The organism is Pseudomonas sp. GM33 (assembly GCF_000282295.1).
GTDB classification, from domain to species: Bacteria; Pseudomonadota; Gammaproteobacteria; order Pseudomonadales; family Pseudomonadaceae; genus Aquipseudomonas; species Aquipseudomonas laurylsulfatiphila.
Window position 1 is genome coordinate 55,311 of sequence record NZ_AKJO01000077.1, and the last position, 19,408, is coordinate 74,718.

At 57.8% G+C, this 19,408-nt stretch carries 20 protein-coding genes; 18 read left to right on the forward strand and 2 right to left on the reverse strand.

The window, feature by feature from the left end:
• The first annotated feature begins 22 nt into the window (after positions 1-22).
• The 11 genes from PMI26_RS16765 (at position 23) to PMI26_RS16720 (ending at position 9,973) form a co-directional block, all read left to right on the forward strand.
• A complete protein-coding gene (locus PMI26_RS16765; RefSeq protein ID WP_157222267.1) occupies positions 23-958 on the forward strand; it encodes a glycosyltransferase in 936 nt (311 codons plus the stop codon).
• Positions 958-2,028: a dTDP-glucose 4,6-dehydratase gene (gene rfbB, locus PMI26_RS16760; RefSeq protein WP_007974109.1), complete on the forward strand. Its 1,071-nt coding sequence runs from the start codon at positions 958-960 to the stop codon at positions 2,026-2,028. Before PMI26_RS16765 ends, rfbB begins: the two co-directional genes overlap by 1 nt.
• Positions 2,029-2,118: 90 nt before the next feature.
• Positions 2,119-2,994 (forward strand): glucose-1-phosphate thymidylyltransferase RfbA, encoded by an 876-nt coding sequence (gene rfbA, locus PMI26_RS16755; protein ID WP_007974110.1) that lies wholly within the window; start codon positions 2,119-2,121, stop codon positions 2,992-2,994.
• The gene (gene rfbC, locus PMI26_RS16750; protein WP_007974111.1) at positions 2,994-3,536 is read left to right on the forward strand and encodes a dTDP-4-dehydrorhamnose 3,5-epimerase; all 543 of its coding nucleotides are present in this window, start codon (positions 2,994-2,996) and stop codon (positions 3,534-3,536) included. The genes rfbA and rfbC overlap by 1 nt, the downstream gene beginning before the upstream one ends.
• A gap of 2 nt (positions 3,537-3,538) precedes the next feature.
• Complete coding sequence (rfbD, locus tag PMI26_RS16745; RefSeq protein ID WP_007974112.1) at positions 3,539-4,429, forward strand: dTDP-4-dehydrorhamnose reductase; 891 nt, start codon at positions 3,539-3,541, stop codon at positions 4,427-4,429.
• A 142-nt stretch (positions 4,430-4,571) separates the two neighbouring features.
• Complete coding sequence (locus tag PMI26_RS30605) at positions 4,572-4,868, forward strand: hypothetical protein (protein ID WP_007974113.1); 297 nt, start codon at positions 4,572-4,574, stop codon at positions 4,866-4,868.
• Positions 4,869-4,955: 87 nt separating this feature from the next.
• Positions 4,956-6,059, forward strand: coding sequence for a polysaccharide biosynthesis/export family protein (locus tag PMI26_RS16740; RefSeq protein WP_007974114.1), 1,104 nt, complete (start codon positions 4,956-4,958; stop codon positions 6,057-6,059).
• Between the two features lie 14 nt (positions 6,060-6,073).
• The gene (locus PMI26_RS16735; RefSeq protein ID WP_007974115.1) at positions 6,074-6,733 is read left to right on the forward strand and encodes a YjbF family lipoprotein; all 660 of its coding nucleotides are present in this window, start codon (positions 6,074-6,076) and stop codon (positions 6,731-6,733) included.
• A gap of 38 nt (positions 6,734-6,771) precedes the next feature.
• A complete protein-coding gene (locus PMI26_RS16730; protein WP_238540810.1) occupies positions 6,772-7,503 on the forward strand; it encodes a capsule biosynthesis GfcC family protein in 732 nt (243 codons plus the stop codon).
• Positions 7,500-9,593 carry a YjbH domain-containing protein gene (locus PMI26_RS16725; protein WP_007974117.1) on the forward strand — a complete coding sequence of 698 codons (2,094 nt, stop codon included), beginning with the start codon at positions 7,500-7,502 and terminating at the stop codon, positions 9,591-9,593. The genes PMI26_RS16730 and PMI26_RS16725 overlap by 4 nt, the downstream gene beginning before the upstream one ends.
• Positions 9,590-9,973: a hypothetical protein gene (locus PMI26_RS16720; RefSeq protein WP_007974119.1), complete on the forward strand. Its 384-nt coding sequence runs from the start codon at positions 9,590-9,592 to the stop codon at positions 9,971-9,973. Before PMI26_RS16725 ends, PMI26_RS16720 begins: the two co-directional genes overlap by 4 nt.
• Positions 9,974-10,038: 65 nt before the next feature.
• Here the strand turns inward: PMI26_RS16720 and PMI26_RS16715 are convergent, their stop codons facing one another.
• Positions 10,039-10,971, reverse strand: a complete 933-nt coding sequence (locus PMI26_RS16715; protein WP_007974121.1) for an NAD-dependent epimerase/dehydratase family protein — start codon at positions 10,969-10,971, stop codon at positions 10,039-10,041.
• A 492-nt stretch (positions 10,972-11,463) separates the two neighbouring features.
• Here PMI26_RS16715 and PMI26_RS16710 point away from each other — a divergent pair, with 492 nt between their 5' ends.
• On the forward strand, positions 11,464-13,029 hold the full coding sequence (locus tag PMI26_RS16710; protein ID WP_007974123.1) for a methyl-accepting chemotaxis protein: 1,566 nt from the start codon (positions 11,464-11,466) through the stop codon (positions 13,027-13,029).
• A gap of 207 nt (positions 13,030-13,236) precedes the next feature.
• Here the strand turns inward: PMI26_RS16710 and PMI26_RS16705 are convergent, their stop codons facing one another.
• Entirely contained in the window at positions 13,237-13,914 is a 678-nt protein-coding gene (locus tag PMI26_RS16705) for an alpha/beta family hydrolase (RefSeq protein WP_007974126.1), read from the reverse strand.
• A gap of 95 nt (positions 13,915-14,009) precedes the next feature.
• Here PMI26_RS16705 and ccoN (PMI26_RS16700) point away from each other — a divergent pair, with 95 nt between their 5' ends.
• The 6 genes from ccoN (PMI26_RS16700) to PMI26_RS0129575 form a co-directional block, all read left to right on the forward strand.
• The gene (ccoN, locus tag PMI26_RS16700) at positions 14,010-15,434 is read left to right on the forward strand and encodes a cytochrome-c oxidase, cbb3-type subunit I (RefSeq protein WP_007974127.1); all 1,425 of its coding nucleotides are present in this window, start codon (positions 14,010-14,012) and stop codon (positions 15,432-15,434) included.
• Between the two features lie 10 nt (positions 15,435-15,444).
• On the forward strand, positions 15,445-16,053 hold the full coding sequence (ccoO, locus tag PMI26_RS16695) for a cytochrome-c oxidase, cbb3-type subunit II (RefSeq protein ID WP_007974128.1): 609 nt from the start codon (positions 15,445-15,447) through the stop codon (positions 16,051-16,053).
• 3 nt (positions 16,054-16,056) lie between these two features.
• On the forward strand, positions 16,057-16,254 hold the full coding sequence (locus PMI26_RS16690; protein WP_007974129.1) for a cbb3-type cytochrome oxidase subunit 3: 198 nt from the start codon (positions 16,057-16,059) through the stop codon (positions 16,252-16,254).
• Positions 16,251-17,204, forward strand: a complete 954-nt coding sequence (gene ccoP, locus PMI26_RS16685) for a cytochrome-c oxidase, cbb3-type subunit III (protein WP_007974130.1) — start codon at positions 16,251-16,253, stop codon at positions 17,202-17,204. Before PMI26_RS16690 ends, ccoP begins: the two co-directional genes overlap by 4 nt.
• Before the next feature lie 482 nt (positions 17,205-17,686).
• Positions 17,687-19,129: a cytochrome-c oxidase, cbb3-type subunit I gene (ccoN, locus tag PMI26_RS16680; protein ID WP_007974131.1), complete on the forward strand. Its 1,443-nt coding sequence runs from the start codon at positions 17,687-17,689 to the stop codon at positions 19,127-19,129.
• On the forward strand, positions 19,129-19,408 hold a 280-nt coding region (locus PMI26_RS0129575; RefSeq protein WP_007974132.1), incomplete at its 3' end, for a cbb3-type cytochrome c oxidase subunit II. The genes ccoN (PMI26_RS16680) and PMI26_RS0129575, both read left to right, overlap by 1 nt.

Consider the following 19,408-nt stretch of genomic DNA (forward strand, 5'->3'; position numbering starts at 1 on the left):
CAGAATGTCGATTTCAGCTGATATACCCCAAATACGTATCGCTTGTATCGTACCCACCTACAACGGTCGAGATGATCTTGCTCGTTTGCTGGATTCACTCGATAAGCAGAGCGTCCAGTTCGACCTGTACGTGGTCGACTCTAGCTCCAAGGATGGAACTGGTGACCTGGCTCGCTCCCGCGAAAAGAATGTTGCAACCATTCCAAGCAGCCAGTTCAATCATGGCGGCACTAGACAAATGATGGTGAATCAAAACTCCGGATATGACGTTTATGTGTTCATGACTCAGGATGCATATTTAGAGGACTCTACTGCAATTGAGCGATTGATCGCTCCTTTCGCTGATGAGCAGGTCGGGGCAGTCTGTGGACGGCAGTTGCCGCATCCCAATGCCTCCCCTCTGGCGCAGCATGCTCGGTTGTTCAATTATCCCGAGACCTCGCAAGTAAAGTCTTTCGGGGATGCTCCTGTTTTAGGGTTGAAGACGGCATTTATGTCTAACTCCTTTGCCGCTTATCGTGGTCGAACCCTGAATGCAGTCGGGGGTTTTCCTGAGCACGTAATCTTTGCTGAGGATATGTACGTAACGGCCAAGATGTTGCTAAGCGGTTGGAAAGTTGCCTATGCGGGGGACGCTAGCTGTCGGCACTCACACAACTACTCACTAATGGAAGAATTTCGACGCTATTTCGACATGGGGGTGTTCCATGCTAGAGAACCTTGGATTCGCGAGCGCTTTGGCGGTGCGGGGGGTGAAGGCCTACGCTATGTGAAATCTGAATTGAGTTTTCTCGGCCTGTCTCACATTCATTTTTGGTCCTCGGCCATCCTGCGTAATGCCTGCAAGCTACTCGCCTACAAGCTCGGTCAAAAGGAGCATCGCTTGTCGATTGGGTTAAAGAAGAAACTAGGCATGTACAAAGGCTATTGGAATAGTCCCTACGCGGAGAAACAGTGATGCGGGTTCTTGTTACCGGCGGCGCAGGCTTTATCGGCTCGGCCGTGATTCGCCACCTGATCGACAGTACCGTCACGGAAGTCGCCAACCTCGACAAACTCACCTATGCCGGTAACTTGGAGTCGCTGGCTTCAGTAGCTACCTCGTCACGCTACCGCTTCTATCAGGTGGATATCTGCGACAGCATTGCGCTCGATATGGTGTTCCGCGAGTTTCAGCCCACGGCGGTGATGCACCTGGCGGCCGAGTCCCACGTGGATCGCTCCATCGACGGGCCGTCTGACTTCATCCAAACCAATATTGTCGGCACTTACAGTTTGCTCGAAGCGACCCGCCGTTATTGGAGTGACTTGCCGGCGACGGAGAAGAGTGCATTCCGCTTTCACCACATCTCCACCGATGAGGTGTATGGCGACCTGGAAGGCACGGATGACCTGTTCACCGAAACAACGCCCTACTCACCTAGTTCGCCGTATTCCGCCTCCAAGGCCAGTTCGGATCATCTGGTCCGCGCCTGGCAGCGTACCTATGGGCTGCCGGTTCTGGTCACCAACTGCTCGAACAACTACGGGCCGTACCACTTCCCGGAAAAGCTGGTGCCGCATGTAATCCTTAACGCCTTGGCGAGCAAGCCGTTGCCGGTGTATGGCGATGGTTCGCAGATTCGCGACTGGTTGTATGTGGAAGACCATGCTCGGGCGCTGGTCGAGGTGGTGAGCAAAGGCATAGTAGGTGAAACCTATAATATCGGTGGGCATAACGAGAAGCGCAACCTGGAGGTGGTCGAGGCCATTTGCGAGTTGCTGGATGAATTGGTGCCGCTAGAGGCGGATCGCGAGCAAGCTCGCTCCTACAAGGAGCTGATCACTTTCGTGAAGGATCGGCCGGGACATGATCGGCGCTATGCCATTGATGCGTCGAAAATCGAACGTGAACTGGGCTGGGTGCCTCAGGAAACATTTGAGACCGGTCTGCGCAAGACCGTGCAGTGGTATCTGGATAATCGCCAGTGGTGGCAACGCGTGTTGAGTGGGGACTATCAGTTAGGCCGTTTGGGTAGTGATCTTTAGCTCAACATTTGCGCATCGGGGGTGGCGTTCCTCCGGAACGGTGCTCCCCTGGATCCAGGTTTAATTCAGATTTTTCAAAGGACATTTCATATGAAAGGCATCATCCTGGCCGGTGGCTCCGGCACCCGCCTGCATCCCATCACCCGCGGAGTATCCAAGCAACTGCTGCCGGTTTACGACAAACCAATGATCTATTACCCATTGTCGGTGCTGATGCTCGCGGGCATCCGCGAAGTGCTGATTATCTCTACTCCTGAAGATTTACCGAACTTTCGCAAGTTGTTGGGTGATGGTTCGGAGTTTGGTATTGAACTCAGCTATGCCGAACAACCTTCACCAGACGGGTTGGCCCAAGCCTTTTTGATCGGTGAAGCCTTTATTGGTGACAGCAACGTATGCTTGATCCTCGGCGACAACATCTTTTATGGCCACGGCTTCAGCGCGATGCTCCACGAGGCGGCCAGTCGTGGAACCGGTGCGACCGTGTTCGGCTATCACGTCACTGACCCGGAGCGTTTCGGGGTCGTGGAGTTTGATGCGGGTAACAAGGCGATTTCCATCGAGGAAAAGCCCAAGGCGCCGAAATCCAACTATGCAGTCACCGGCTTGTATTTTTACGACAACTCGGTGGTGGAAATTGCCAAGCAGGTAAAGCCCTCTGTTCGTGGCGAACTGGAAATCACCGATGTGAACAATGCTTACCTGCAGCGTGGTGATTTGCATGTGAGTTTGTTAGGGCGTGGTTTTGCGTGGCTGGATACAGGCACCCATGACTCACTAATGGAAGCCAGTCACTTCGTTCATACCATTGAGGCGCGACAGGGCTTGAAAGTCGCCTGTCTGGAAGAGATTGCCTATCATCAGGGCTGGCTGTCAGCCGAACAATTGGCTAGCCAAGCCGAAGCACTGAGCAAGACCGGATACGGACAATATCTGCAGGGCCTGCTGGTGCAGGAGCTTGCGTAATGAAGGTCATTGAGACAGCGTTGGCGGGCGTCCTGATCATCGAGCCAAAGGTGTTTGGCGATCAGCGCGGCTTCTTTCTCGAAAGCTTTCAAGCCGAGCGTTATCGCGACTTGGGTATTGAGTTGCCCTTCGTGCAGGATAATCACTCACGCTCGCTGCGCGGTGTACTGCGCGGTTTACACTTTCAGCGCACCCGCCCGCAAGGCAAGTTGGTCAGCGTCAGTCGTGGCTCCGTCTATGACGTGGCGGTGGATATCAACCCCGACTCACCGACCTGTGGTCAGTTCGTTGGCGTCGAGTTGAACGATGAAAATCATCGTCAGCTTTGGGTGCCACCGGGCTACGCTCATGGTTTCTGCGTGCTCAGCGAGGTTGCGGATTTTCAGTACAAGTGCACCGACCTGTACTATCCCGAAGACGAGGGCGGGCTCATCTGGAATGACCCTGAAGTCAATATTCCGTGGCCTATCGAACACCCGAATCTTTCAGGCAAGGATCAGTGCAACCCCACACTGCGCCAACTGCTGGGCAATGAGGACTAAGCATGCGTGTATTGATTACGGGTGCAAATGGTCAGCTTGGCCACGAACTGATGAGATTGGCGCCACAAGGTTTTGAAACCGTTGGAATGGGATCGGCAGAACTTGATATCAGCGATGCCGAGCGGGTGGCCGTGTTGGTTGGCGAGCTACAGCCACAACTGATCATCAATGCTGCAGCCTACACAGCAGTAGACAAGGCCGAGAGCGAGACAGAGCGTGCCTGGGCGGTTAACCGCGATGGGGTCGCCCATCTCGCAGTTGCCGCCGAACGGCTGAGTATCCCGCTGCTGCATGTATCGACCGATTATGTGTTTGCCGGTGATGCCCGCGAACCTTATCGGGAGTGCGAAGCTACAGGTCCTACCGGGGTGTACGGAGCGAGCAAGCTGGGGGGGGAGTTGGAGTTGGCTGCAAAATGCAGTCGCTACATGATCCTGCGTACCAGCTGGGTGTTCGCAGCCCAAGGCAATAACTTCGTCAAGACCATGCTGCGACTGGGTCGTGTGCGGGATCAGTTGGGCGTTGTGGCCGATCAGCAGGGTTGCCCGACTTCAGCTGCGGGCATCGCCCGCACTTTGTGGACACTGGCAATGCAGTACCGTGATCTAGGTTCGCTACACTGGGGCACCTACCACTTCAGCGGTACCCCGGCCTGTACCTGGCATGAATTTGCCCTGGAGATTTTCCGCCAAGGGCATCAGCACGGATTAATAACCAAAATACCGCAGGTACGGGGCATCGATTCGGCTGAATATCCTACACCGGCGAAGCGGCCAGCCTGGTCGGTAATGGATTGCTCGAAATTGCGGGAACAGCTAGGTATTTCGCAACCGGACTGGCGCCTGGAGCTTGCCGCCGTCATAACTGAATTGGCGCAATCGGAAGTCGCTTGAGAAACATGCTTCACCTAAGTAACTGCATTGAAAAAGCGGAAAAAAGCCTTCCTCTAAACAGCTCTAACTTGCATTTCAGACACCTACTGAAATACCCTTAACCCAATAACCCCAAAGGATTATCCTTTCAAGGAGCATGAACATGAAAAAACTACTGGCAATCGCTCTCGCTACCTCCCTCAGCCTGCCATTGATGGCTGCTGAAACCGCACCAGCAAAAGCTCCTGGCACCGCCGCTAAAACGCCTGGTGCAAACTCCGGCCTGTCCCTGTCCACTCCAATCGCTGGCGGTGTAACCGTTGGTACTGGTCTGGCAATCGGTGCTGGCGTAATCGCGGCTGGCATTGCTGCTTCCAACAGCGGCGGCGGCGGTAACGACGGTACCCCAGGTACTACCGGCACCACTGGTACTACCGGCACTACTGGTACCACTCGGTAACAGACCCTCGCTTAAAGTTCGATACGCTAACCTCCCAGCCTTGCTGGGAGGTTTTGTTTTGCCTATTCCCTTCGAGCAATTTCGACAATGAATCGCGCGCTTCCCTTGGCCATGCTGGTTGGCCTGACCCTGCAAGGCTGCATTTTCTCCCCTGGTCAGCACATGGACACGGGCAATCTGGTACGTGAAGGTTCCCCGGAAAGCAGCCGTATCGAGCTGGTTCCGATTACACCCAAACTGGTTGCCATTGAAGCGGCCGCAGACCATTCGAACGTGGTTGCACCGGAGCTGCTGAGTTACCAGCCAACTGAATACCGCATTGGTGCAGGCGACCTGATTTACATCACTGTCTGGGATCACCCGGAACTGACGGCGCCGTCCGGCCCTCAGCAGCAAATTGAAGCAAACGGACGCCTGATTCGCCCGGATGGCACGCTCTTCTATCCCTATGTAGGGACCATCGACGCGGCCGGCAAGACCATTGACGAACTGCGTTCGATCATTGCCTCGCGCCTGTCCAAGGTTGTTGCCGAACCCCAAGTGGATGTCAGCATCCTGCGCTTTGTCAGTCAGAAAGTGATTCTCTCGGGGGCCTTTGGTAAAACTGGCCAGTTGCCTATCACCAACACGCCTTTGAGCCTGTTGGACGCTGTTGGCCAAGGTTCAGTTCAAACCGGCACTGCCGATATTTCCGGACTGGTGCTCAAGCGCGACGGCCGTGAATACCTGATCGATCTCGACGCGCTCAATCGCAAGAATTCGAATCTGCACAATCTCTACCTGAAAGACGGCGACCAACTGCACCTGCCCTACAACGACCAGAAAAAGGTCTATTTGTTGGGTGAAGTGGTCTCCACACGTGCGCTTGTCTTCAAGGGCAGCAATATGAACCTGACTGACGCCCTTGGCAGTGTTGGTGGCTTGCGTCAGGAAACTGCCAGCGGCAAGGAAGTTTACGTAATCCGTGGGGTCGAAAACCTCGCGGATGAACCGGTCAAGGTTTTCCAGATCGATTTGAAATCGCCGTCGGCCTTTGCCCTTGCCCAACACTTCAAACTGCAACCGCAGGATGTGGTTTACGTTGGCCCCGCCGATGTCACCCGCTGGAACCGCTTTATCAGCCAGGTATTCCCTACGGCCAACTTGTTGAGTACGGGCGTCGGTATTCAGGACGATTTGGGCAACAACTAAGATTTGGAATTCTTGTGAAATTTCTGCGACTGGCCACCCTGGGGGTGGCCTCCTTGCTGGTGAGCGCCTGCAATCCGTTGATGACCGCGTCCATGGACACACTGAAGGCCGCGTTCGAAAGGCCTGAGCCTTTGGAGCTGACCCGCCAGCAAGTTGATGCAACGCCTTACTACCAGATCACCATCGCGGCCCCTACGGGTGAAGCCGTGATGGCACTGGTGCGTCTGCAGGATGGAGTCGGCTTCTGGATGGCTTCGACCCGCCAGATCCTGATGCTTGAAGACGGCCTGGCCATTCGCAGTGTCGGCTTCAACGACAATCTGGATGGCACCCGTTTTGAAGGCATGTCCCCGTTCAAGACCGGACTGCACCGCATCCCCGATGGCTTGCAAGCCCGACGTCAGGTGGACTTCACCGACGGTTATCGAATGGGTGTCAACGTGACCAGCGTTTTCAACAGGAAGGGCCTGGAGACCGTGCATATCCTCGACCGCGACGTCGAGTTATTGCGCGTGGACGAAGAGATTTCAATGGACGGCCTGGGCTTCAGCGCGCAGAACCGATATTGGGTTGACCCGGCCGACGGTTTCATCATGGCCAGCGAGCAACACCTCACCCCCGAATTGCCCCTACGCATTGTTCAAGTGCGCCCGAATAAGCCGGTAGTGCAATGATTTTTCGCTCTTCCTGGCTGCTTTGCTGCAGCCTGCTCATGACTTTTGCCGTAAATGCCGAATCGCTGGTCACGCTGCAGGGCGATGCCGCCAAGCCCGGGCGTTATTCGATTGTGGATGGCACGCGCCTGCATGACGTGCTGCTGGAGGCTCAGGTAAGCCCCAAGGCTTATCTGCTCGGGGCCGCCTGGCTGCATACCCCTCTGCGTGATGCGCAAGAGCGTCTCAAGGTGGGTGTTCTTTTCGATCTGTCGACCTTGCACAGCAACGCACTGGCGGGCGATCAGGCGGGGTTGGCAACGCTTGCTGCGCGCCTGCGCGAAAAGGTGCAGGCCATGCCGGTGACCGGGCGCAAGGTCGCCCAACTTGACCCGGTGCAGGTTGAATTGGACCGCATCAATAACCGCTTCCTGAGTGACGGCGATGTACTGCTTTACCCGCCTCGCCCAACCACGGTTCGGGTCGAAGGCGCGGTGCTGGGTGAGTGCGAAATACCGTTCCAACCTTTACAAGCTGCGATCGACTATCTCAAGGCTTGCCCGCTCGATCCAAACGCTGACGCCGACTGGCTCTTCGTGATTCAGCCTGACGGCCGGGTATTCAAAGACGGCGTGGCGCTGTGGAACGAAACCACATCCGTACCGCCCGCCCCGGGCGCACGCATTTATGTACCGGTGCACAACAGCAAACAAGGCGATCCCACACCTGATCTGAATACCGAACTGGCTGCATTCATTGCCACCCAGCCATTGCTGGAGGTGAAGCCATGAAGTATCACTTGATCCCTTGCTTGCTGCTGGGTTGCAGCACGTGGGCGGTGGCAGAGCCGCGTTATACCCAGAATGACTTTGGTGGCGTAGGGCTGCTGCAAACGCCTACTGCGCGTATGGCGCCTGCGGGTGAGTTGTCTTTGAACGCTAACCGTACCGATCCTTACAGTCGTTACAGCGTGTCGTTTCAGCCGTTCGATTGGCTGGAGGGTTCGTTCCGCTACACCGCTATTACTAACCGCGATTACGGTTCAGAAGAATTGAGTGGCGACCAAAGCTATAAGGACAAGGCTATCGACGCCAAAGTGCGGCTGCTCGAAGAGTCTCACTGGATACCGCAAGTGGCGCTAGGTGCGCGTGACATTGGTGGTACCGGCTTGTTCTCCAGCGAATACTTTGTCGGCAACAAACGCTTTGGCAATTTTGACCTGAGCCTGGGCCTGGCATGGGGTTACATCGGCAATCGTGGTGACATGGACAATCCGTTGGGCTGGCTCGACGACAAGTTCGATGAACGTCCCACTACCAACAATAGTCAGGCGGGTGACTTCAACGGCAACCAGTACTTCCGCGGTTCACCCTCCTTCTTCGGCGGCGTGACCTACCAAACACCTTGGGACCCACTGTCGTTGAAGCTCGAATACGAAGGCAACGACTACCAGCACGAGCCGCAGAACAACAACCAGGTCCAGGACTCGCCAATCAACCTCGGCTTCGTCTTCAAAGCCAACGACTGGATCGATCTGCACGCTGCCTGGGAACGCGGCAACACCGCGATGTTCGGCATCACCATGCACACCAACTTCGCGACCCGCAAGGCGCCGACCAAGAGCTTCGACCCCAAGCCTGAGCCAGTGTCCGACACCAAACCCATGGTCGCGCCACAGGATGTGCAGTGGGCCGGTGTCGCCAAGCGCCTGCAAAACAACGCAGGCTACACGGTTTCACGCATCACCCAGCGGGATTCCGAAGTCATTGTTTATGGCGAGCAAGGCCGCTATTTCCATACGCCGAAAGCCGTCGGCCGCGCTTCGCGCATTCTGGACAACAGCGTCAACGACGAAATCGACTGGTTCACCATGGTCGACACACGCTACAGCCTGCCGGTCGAGGAAGTCAGCCTGCCACGGGATACCTTCCGCGAAGTGGTGCAAGAGGATCGTCCGCTGGAAGACCTGCGTCGGGTCACCGAGATGAACGTCCCGGTACCGCATCACGAAAAGACCCTGTTCGAGCAAAAGCCTGACCCGCTCAGCTATGGCTTGGGCCTGGGTTACAAGCAAAACGTCGGCGGCCCAGACGGGTTCCTGTTGTACCAGTTCAGTGCGGACTTGAACGGCGAGTATCGCTTCAAGCCCGACCTGTGGTGGAGCGGCACCCTGAGCGCGAACCTGGCGAACAACTTCGACAAGTTCACGTACGACGCACCTAGCGGCTTGCCGCGCGTACGTACCGACCTGCGCCAGTACATGACGACTTCGGAAGTCACCATGCCGACCTTCCAGATGAACAAGGTCAAACAGCTGGATGAGGACCTTTACGGCATGCTGTATGGCGGTTATCTGGAGTCGATGTTCGCCGGTGTCGGTGGCGAAGCGCTGTATCGCCCGATGGGCGAACGCTGGGCCGTGGGTGTGGACATGAACTGGGTCAAGCAGCGTGATTTCGATCAGGGCTTTGGTCTGCGTGACTACGACACCATCACCGGTAATGCCACGCTTTACTACCGCAGTGCCTTCCAGGACATTCTCGGTGCAGTCAGCGTTGGGCGTTATCTGGCCAAGGACTACGGGGTTACCCTGGACCTGTCCCGTGAATTCAACAATGGCGTGCGTTTCGGTGGCTGGGTAACGGTGACCAATGCAACCAAGGATGAGTACGGCGAAGGTAGTTTCGGCAAAGGTATCTACTTCTCGATTCCGTTCGACGAATTGATGGCCAGCTCCACCATCCGCCGTGCCACCCTGGCGTGGTCGCCGCTGACTCGTGACGGTGGTGCCGCACTGGCGCGCAGCTACTCGCTGTATTCCCTGACGGAGCGTCGCAACATCGACCTGTTCCACAACAACTTCTACAAGGTCACCGAATGAAGCAGCGAGTCCTGCGTGCCCTGCCCAAGCTGGCGTTTTTCGTGATCTTGCTGGTGCTGGTTTTCGCCGGAATGCGCGGTGAGCCGGTGCCTCAGGTGTTCGAGAACCAGGACAAGCTGCATCACTGGGCAGGTTTTGCCTGCCTGACGGTGAGTGCCTGGCTGGCGTTCCCCGGCACGCGGTTGATCTGGTTGTTGTTCTGGCCGTTGGTGGGTTCGATGGTGATTGAGCTGGAGCAGAGCTTGCTGCCGCTGCGCAGTGCGTCATGGGGCGATATGGTGGCCAATGCCACGGGCGTGACGTGCGGCATGCTGGTGATTCTGGCGTGGCGCGGATATCGGAACACCAAGTTCAAAAAGGCTTCCGAGCTGGCGTCGTGAAGCGCTAGCTGGCTACGTCGCCTGAGGACCTAGCCAGCTCAAAGGTAATGCCTCTCTAAACGTTTTTAATTGCTATCCAGCAGCCTTGCCAACCCAACGCTCATCGATGTCTGCTCAGGAAGCTTGAATCGCTCTAACAGCCGCTTGTTGTTCGCTCGCGAATGCCGGATGTCACCCGAGCGACCCGGGCCATAATTGATGGGTGGCAACGCCCCCAACACTTCAGTCAAAGCATTGAGCATTTGGTTAAGTGTCGTCGCGCGATTCATCCCGACATTGATTGCGCCTATTTCAACCTGTGGCACCTCAATCGCCTGCACCAACACACTAACCAAGTCTTCTACGTATACGAAATCTCGGGTTTGCTCACCGTCGCCGAAAATGGTGATAGGCAGTCCTTTCCGAGCTCGCTCACTAAATATGCTGATTACGCCGGAATACGGTGAAGATGGGTCCTGGCGCGGGCCAAAAATATTGAAAAAGCGAAATACTACGGGCTCCAGTGCATGCTGGCGTTGGTAGAAATCGAGATAATACTCGCTCGCCAGCTTGTCCGAGGCATAGGGAGTCAATGGCGCTTTGGGGGTTTCCTCATCGATTGGGAAACCCTCACCATTATTTCCGTACACCGCTGCACTCGAGGCAAATACAACGCGTTTGACTTTAGCTTGGCGCATCGCCTCACAAACGTTCATCGTGCCAACGAAGTTGCTTTGATGGGTCCGTACCGGATCATCAACCGAAGCCTGGACTGAAGCCACTGCAGCTAGATGTGCAACCGCCTGACATCCAACCATTGCTTGAGCAACGGCACCTGCATCGGCCACATCTCCCACAATCAACTCAAGCAAAGGGTTATTTAGCGGGAGATTGCAGCGTTTACCGGTCGACAAGTCATCGAAGACCCGAACAGCGTAACCTTTAGCAAGCAATGCGTCTGTCAGGTGGGAACCAATAAATCCGGCCCCCCCAGTGATTAAAATAGGGCCGTTAGCCATGATCAAAACCTATCCATAATTTTCGGGAGGGATTTACATCCTCTCGATGATGTTCCCTGGTTTCAGTTTGAGCGCAAAGAATGTAAAGCACTTACTTAGGTGCGGTACTCAAATTGCGACTCAGTGAATTCGAATTATCCCACAGATCATTCCGTAAACACGAGATTGGTGAATGCTAAGCGGTCCATGGATCACGATGTACACCATTCATCGACTTCTGCATCCGGGCATCGGACGTATCTCGCCTCTGTGCTCGGCATCAACGTCGATTCTAAAATGAGAGAGTGATTGGTCTGACTCTGCGTAAATGTCGGACGCAGGCTTTTGAGGACTCCTGCTGGCGACATTACCTATTGGGTGAGCACCTCTAATGCGAAAAAATCTGTTCCCACACGCATTTAAGTGGGCCTCTCGCCCCCCATATGAAAAATAAACTCAACAAATCCCCTCCCCCGCCGAAACCCTGTCAAAGCCTCACGGATTGAAAACGCCATGCGTAACAACCAGCCTATTACACAACGCGAACGGACCTTTCCCGCTCAGCAACGGTTGATTTCCACCACCGATGCCAAGGGCATGATCACCTACTGCAACGACGCCTTTGTCGAAATCAGCGGGTTTTCCCGGGAGGAGCTGATCCGTGCACCGCACAACCTGGTCCGTCACCCCGACGTCCCGGCCGCGGTGTTCGCCCACATGTGGGGCACACTGAAACAAGGCTTGCCATGGATGGGCATTGTGAAGAATCGCTGCAAGAGCGGTGATCATTACTGGGTGAACGCCTATGTGACACCGGTCTTCGAAGGCAATCAGGTGATCGGTTTCGAGTCGGTGCGGGTCAAGCCCACCGCCGAACAGATCCGCCGTGCCGAAGCGCTCTACCAACGCATCAACCAGGGCAAGTCAGCCATTCCCTCTTCGGATAAATGGTTGCCGATCCTGCAGGACTGGCTGCCGTTCATTCTGGTCAGCCAATTGAGCTTCATGATCGGTGCATCGCTGAACTCCCATTGGGGTTTTGCCCTGGCCGCCGGACTCTCGGTGCCGCTGGGCCTGATGGGCCTGCAGTGGCAACAGCGCGGTATCAAGCGTTTGCTGCGTCTGGCCGAGCAGACCACCTCCGACCCGTTGATCGCACAGATGTACACCGACAGTCGCGGCGCCCAGGCGCAGCTGGAGATGTCCATCCTCAGCCAGGAAGCACGCTTGAAAACCTGTCTGACGCGTCTGCAGGATACGGCCGAACACCTGACCGAGCAGGCCAGGCAGTCCGATGCCCTGGCGCACAACAGCTCCAGCGGCCTGGAACGTCAACGGGTCGAGACCGAGCAGGTGGCCACGGCGGTCAACCAGATGGCCGCGACCACCCAGGAAGTCGCCAGCCACGTACAACGCACCGCCGACGCCACCCAGGAAGCCAATCGCCTGACCGGTCGCGGTCGTGACATCGCCGGGGAAACCCGCGAAGCCATCCAGCGCCTGTCGGTGGTGGTGGGTGAAACCGGCGTCACCGTGACCCAGCTGGCCAAGGACAGTAACGAAATCGGTGGCGTGGTCGACGTGATCAAAGGCATCGCCGACCAGACCAACCTGCTGGCCCTGAACGCCGCCATCGAAGCGGCCCGTGCCGGTGAGATGGGTCGTGGTTTTGCGGTGGTGGCCGACGAAGTCCGTCAACTGGCGCAACGCACCAGCGAGTCCACCGGGCAGATCCATGCGCTGATCGCCAAGCTCCAGCACACCGCCGGTACTGCGGTGCAAACCATGGAAGCCGGGCATCGTCAGGCGGAAGAAGGCGTGGCGCGGGTGCTGGAAGCGGACCAGGCGTTGGTGGGGATCAGCGAGGCAGTGGCCAACATCACCGACATGACCACCCAGATCGCTGCCGCGACGGAAGAGCAAAGTGCCGTGGCCGAAGAAATCAGCCGCAACATCAGCAACATCTCGGCGCTGGCGGACCAGACCTCGGAACAGGCGCAGAACTCGGCGTTGTTGAGTGAAGAGCTGACCAAGACTGCGAACACCCAGTATTCGTTGGTGGAGCGGTTCAATCGCTGATTGTTGTTGATTCATAAAAAACCCGGACAGTGGAAGCTTCCGGGTTTTTTTATTATCAATTTAAGTTTACTGCTGTATGGCAGACCGCTTTCGCGAGCAGGCTCGCTCCCACAGTTGATTCTTATCGGTCACAACACTTGTGTCCGTCGCATATCCAATGTGGGAGCGAGCCTGCTCGCGAAGAGGCCTTGAAAGGCACTGCAAACATCAGCAGAGAAAAGCAGCTACCCGATCCGCAGCCAAAGCCAAATGCTGCTCATGGCTAAAGCCCGAAGCCTTCAACGGCTTCAAATCATGATCCCCCGCCACCAGCCAGAACACCTCGATAACCGGCGATAGCGAATACCCTTCGACCGCCTCCCGGTTGCCCAGCGCATCGCGCTCGCCCTGCACAATCAGGGTTCGGGTTTTCAAAGAAGCCAAATGCTCGACCCGTGGCTTCTCCGGCTTGCCCACCGCATAAAACGGATACCCAAGGCACACCAGCCCATCCGCCCCCAACTCATCGGCGAGCAAACTAGCCATGCGCCCGCCCATGGACTTGCCGCCGATCGCCAGCGGCCCAGTGACATGGCGTCGCACCTGGGCATACACCTCACGCCAGCATTCGAGCAATTTCGGCGCCGGATTCGGTGGGCGCTTGCCGCCGTCGACGCGCCGCTGAGCCATGTAGGGAAACTCGAAGCGCAACACGTTGACGCCTTGAGCGGCGAGGCGTGCAGCCATGTCGCTCATCCACTCGCTGTCCATCGGCGCGCCGGCGCCGTGGGCGAGGATCAGCGTCGCCGCGGCCTTGCCTGCCGCGGCATTCCACAACCATCCATGATCCCGCACGCACTGCGCCCATTGATCCCCGTCAATACCGGCCTTGTGCCCTTTGTCCATGCTTGCCTCGCTTTTAGTCTGCCTATAACTCCGGCCGAAGGGTGCGCTGCCTTGCGCGAGTGCGCTCACTTCGGCTGAACCGTGGATGGGGAACCATGAACACTTCTATCAGTACCGCCTACAACTACAAGGTGGTCCGCCAATTCGCCATTATGACGGTGGTGTGGGGCATCGTCGGCATGGGGCTCGGGGTTTTTCTCGCTGCCCAGTTGGTCTGGCCCGAACTCAACTTCAATTTGCCCTGGACCAGCTTCGGCCGCTTGCGCCCGCTGCACACCAACGCGGTGATCTTCGCTTTCGGCGGCTGCGCGCTGTTCGCCAGCTCGTTCTATTCGGTGCAACGCACCTGCCAGGCGCAATTGTTTGCGCCGAAAATCGCCGCGTTCTGCTTCTGGGGCTGGCAGCTTGTGATCCTGCTGGCGGCCATCAGCCTGCCGCTGGGCTACACCAGTTCCAAGGAATACGCCGAGCTGGAATGGCCGATCGACATTCTGATCACCATTGTCTGGGTCGCCTACGCCATCGTGTTCTTCGGCACGATCATGCAGCGCAAGACCAAACACATCTATGTCGGCAACTGGTTCTTCGGTGCGTTCATCATCACCGTGGCGATCCTGCACATCGTCAACAACATGGAATTGCCGGTCAGCTTCACCAAGTCCTACTCGCTGTACTCCGGTGCCACCGACGCGATGGTGCAATGGTGGTACGGCCACAACGCCGTGGGCTTTTTCCTCACCGCCGGTTTCCTGGGGATGATGTACTACTTCGTGCCGAAACAGGCCGAGCGCCCGGTGTATTCCTATCGTTTGTCGATCGTGCACTTCTGGGCGCTGATCACCTTGTACATCTGGGCCGGCCCGCACCACCTGCACTACACCGCGCTGCCGGACTGGGCGCAGTCGCTGGGCATGGTGATGTCGCTGATCCTGCTGGCGCCGAGCTGGGGCGGCATGATCAACGGCATGATGACCCTGTCGGGCGCCTGGCATAAGTTGCGCAGCGACCCGATCCTGCGCTTCCTCGTGGTGTCCCTGGCGTTCTACGGCATGTCGACCTTCGAAGGGCCGATGATGGCGATCAAGACGGTCAACGCCCTCTCCCACTACACCGACTGGACCATCGGCCACGTACACGCTGGCGCCCTCGGCTGGGTGGCGATGATTTCCATCGGCGCGCTGTACCACATGATCCCGAAAGTCTTCGGACGCGAGCAGATGCACAGCATCGGCCTGATCAACGCGCACTTCTGGCTCGCCACCATCGGCACCGTGCTGTACATCGCCTCGATGTGGGTCAACGGCATCGCCCAGGGCCTGATGTGGCGTGCGGTGAACGAAGACGGCACGCTGACCTACTCCTTCGTCGAGACCCTGGTGGCCAGCCACCCTGGCTTCGTCGTGCGGCTGGTGGGCGGTGCGATCTTCCTCAGCGGCATGTTCCTGATGGCCTACAACACCTGGCGCACCGTGCGGGCCTCGCAGCCTGCCGAAGTCGCCGCTGCCGCGCAGATGGCCTGAGGAGTCCGCCATGAAACACGAAACTATCGAGAAAAACGTCGGCCTGTTGCTGCTGTTGATGATCCTGGCCGTGAGCATCGGTGGCCTGACCCAGATCGTCCCGCTGTTCTTCCAGGACGTGACCAACAAGCCGGTGGAAGGCATGAAGCCCTACACCGCACTGCAACTGGAAGGCCGCGACATCTACATCCGCGAAGGGTGCGTCGGCTGTCACTCACAGATGATCCGTCCGTTCCGCGCCGAGACCGAACGCTACGGGCACTATTCGGTGGCCGGTGAAAGCGTTTGGGACCACCCGTTCCTGTGGGGTTCGAAACGTACCGGGCCGGACCTGGCACGGGTCGGTGCGCGCTACTCGGATGACTGGCACCGCGCGCACTTGTACAACCCGCGCAACGTCGTGCCGGAGTCGAAGATGCCCGCCTACCCGTGGCTGGTGGCCAATCAGCTCGACAGCAGCCACACCGAAACCAAGATCAAGGCCATGCGCACCCTGGGCGTGCCGTACACCGACGAAGACATCTCCGGCGCCGTTGCCTCGCTCAAGGGCAAGAGCGAAATGGATGCACTGGTCGCCTACCTGCAAGTGCTCGGCACTGCCATCAAGAGCAAGAGGTGAGCCATGGTTGTTGAGATGAGCACTGGAATGATCCGCGGCCTGGGCACAGTCGTCGTGTTCGTGGCCTTCGTCGGCCTGACGCTGTGGGTGTTCAACGCCAAGCGCGGCCCGGAATTCGCCGAAGCACGCCTGCTGCCGTTCGCCGACGAACCCCAACCCGACATCACCGAAGATTCAGCAACAAGGAGTACCCGGCCATGACCACCTTCTGGAGTACGTGGATCTGCGTACTGACCATCGGCAGCCTGATCGGCCTGACCTGGCTGCTGATCGGCACCCGCAAGGGCGAGACCAAGGGCAGCGTCGACCAGACCATGGGCCACAGTTTCGATGGCATCGAGGAGTACGACAACCCGCTGCCGCAATGGTGGTTCATGCTGTTCGCCGGCACGCTGGTGTTCGCCGTCGGCTACCTGATCCTTTATCCGGGCCTGGGCAACTGGAAAGGCGTCCTCCCCGGCTATGAGAACGGCTGGACCGGCGCCCACGAGTGGGAAAAGGAAATGGCCAGGGCTGACGCGAAGTTCGGACCGATCTTCGCCAAATTCGCGGCCATGCCACTGGAAGAAGTGGCCAAAGACCCGCAAGCGCTGAAAATGGGCGGCCGCCTGTTTGCCTCCAACTGCTCGGTGTGCCACGGCTCGGATGCCAAGGGTGCATACGGTTTTCCCAACCTGACCGACAGCGACTGGCGCTGGGGCGGCCACGCAGAAACCATCAAGACCACCATCATGGGTGGCCGGATGGCGATGATGCCGGCCTGGGGCGAAGTCCTGGGGGAAGAAGGCGTGAAAAACGTCGCCGCTTATGTGCGCCATGATCTGGCCGGCCTGCCGTTGCCGGAAGGCAGCAAGGCGGACCTGCAGGCCGGACAGCAAGCCTTCAGCACCACCTGCGTGGCTTGCCATGGGGCAAACGGCCAGGGCACCGAAGCCATGGGCGCGCCGAACCTGACGCACCCGGCCGGCTTCATTTACGGCACCAGCCTGACGCAGCTTGAACAGACGATTCGGCATGGTCGCCAGGGCCATATGCCGGCGCAGAACGAACTGCTCGGCAACGACAAGGTGCAACTGCTGGCCGCGTATGTGTACAGCCTGTCCCACGGTTTGAATACCGAGCGCCTGCAGGCTGAAGACAACCGCGAATAAATCCCGACCGCTCTGCTGCCGCATTCTCCCGGATGCGGCAGTTCCCTGCCCCTTTGCGACGCATTGTCGCACCCTCTTTGACTCTTCCTTTCGGTTCCCCGGATTCAGGTCTAAGCTTCCCCCGATGCGGACTGGCCGGTGCCGGTTCCAGGTCGACCCTGAACGATGTGTTCGACGAATCTGCCCGATGACAGGCCGCAAAGGCTGGTAGATACCGGCTGTCGCCCCAGTTGCCTTCGGTCAGCCAAACGTTGCGTTTGAACACACCTAGTTACATCCGACCTGACCCCCTCGCCTGATCAGTCCGCCGGGACGTTTTGCCCGCGGGCAATTTTGTCCCTACGCGGCGCATGGAAAGGCCGCAGAATCAGCATTTGAAAGCATTGACCCAGGTCATGGCGCGTTGCAATGACCCCCTGCTTTCTCCATACTTGCGGCCGATTTTTAATCCTAATAAAACACCCAAACCGTGGAACCTTAGAATGAGCACAGCAATCAGTCCGACTGCTTATAACTATAAGGTAGTCCGCCAGTTCGCCATCATGACGGTGGTCTGGGGGATCCTTGGCATGGGGCTCGGTGTCTTCATCGCCTCGCAACTGGTCTGGCCGGAATTGAATTTCGGTCTGCCATGGACGAGCTTTGGACGCCTGCGCCCGCTGCACACCAACCTGGTGATTTTCGCCTTCGGTGGATGTGCACTGTTTGCCACTTCTTATTACGTCGTGCAGCGAACCTGCCAAACGCGACTGATTTCCGACAGCCTCGCGGCCTTCACCTTCTGGGGATGGCAAGCGGTGATTGTCGGCGCGATCATTACCTTGCCGATGGGTTTCACCACCACCAAGGAATACGCGGAACTGGAATGGCCCCTGGCTATTCTGCTGGCCATTGTCTGGGTCACCTACGGTCTGGTGTTCTTCGGCACCATCGTCAAGCGCAAGACCAAGCACATCTATGTGGGTAACTGGTTCTACGGCGCGTTCATCGTCGTGACCGCGATGCTGCACATCGTCAACCACATGTCGCTGCCGGTCAGCCTGTTCAAGTCCTACTCGGCCTACTCGGGTGCGACGGACGCAATGATCCAGTGGTGGTACGGCCACAACGCCGTGGGCTTCTTCCTGACCACCGGCTTCCTGGGCATGATGTACTACTTCGTGCCGAAACAGGCCGAGCGTCCGATCTACTCCTATCGCCTGTCGATCGTGCACTTCTGGGCACTGATCACCCTGTACATCTGGGCCGGTCCCCACCACCTGCACTACACCGCTCTGCCGGACTGGGCTCAGTCGCTGGGCATGGCGATGTCGATCATCCTGCTGGCACCGAGCTGGGGCGGCATGATCAACGGCATGATGACCCTGTCGGGCGCCTGGCATAAGCTGCGCACCGACCCGATCCTGCGTTTCCTCGTGGTGTCCCTGGCGTTCTACGGCATGTCGACGTTCGAAGGCCCGATGATGGCCATCAAGACCGTCAACTCGCTGTCGCACTACACCGACTGGACCATCGGCCACGTACACGCCGGCGCTCTGGGCTGGGTTGCGATGATCTCGATCGGCGCCATCTACCACATGATCCCGAAACTGTTCGGTCGTGCGCAGATGCACAGCACCGGCCTGATCAACACGCACTTCTGGCTCGCGACCATCGGTACCGTGCTCTACATCGCTTCGATGTGGGTCAACGGCATCACCCAGGGCCTGATGTGGCGTGCAATCAACGACGACGGCACCCTCACCTACTCGTTCGTCGAAGCGCTGCAAGCCAGCCACCCGGGCTTCATCGTTCGCGCCCTGGGCGGTGCGTTCTTCGCCACCGGCATGTTGTTCATGGCCTACAACGTCTTCCGTACCGTACGCGCCTCGAACCCGGCTGAAGCCGAAGCCGCCGAACAGATCGTCGTAGTTGGAGCTCACTGATGAAGCATGAAGCAGTCGAGAAGAACATTGGCCTGCTGGCCTTCTTCATGGTCATCGCCGTCAGCGTCGGCGGCCTGACCCAGATCGTTCCGCTGTTTTTCCAGGACGTCACCAACAAGCCGGTCGAGGGCATGAAGCCCCGCACCGCCCTTGAACTGGAAGGCCGGGACGTTTATATCGCCAACCGTGAAGTTGAGCACGCTGACCTGGCCGTCGACGCTCGAGGTACCGGTCAACACACTGCCGCTGATGGCGGTGTCTTCAGCGGTGGTTACGCTT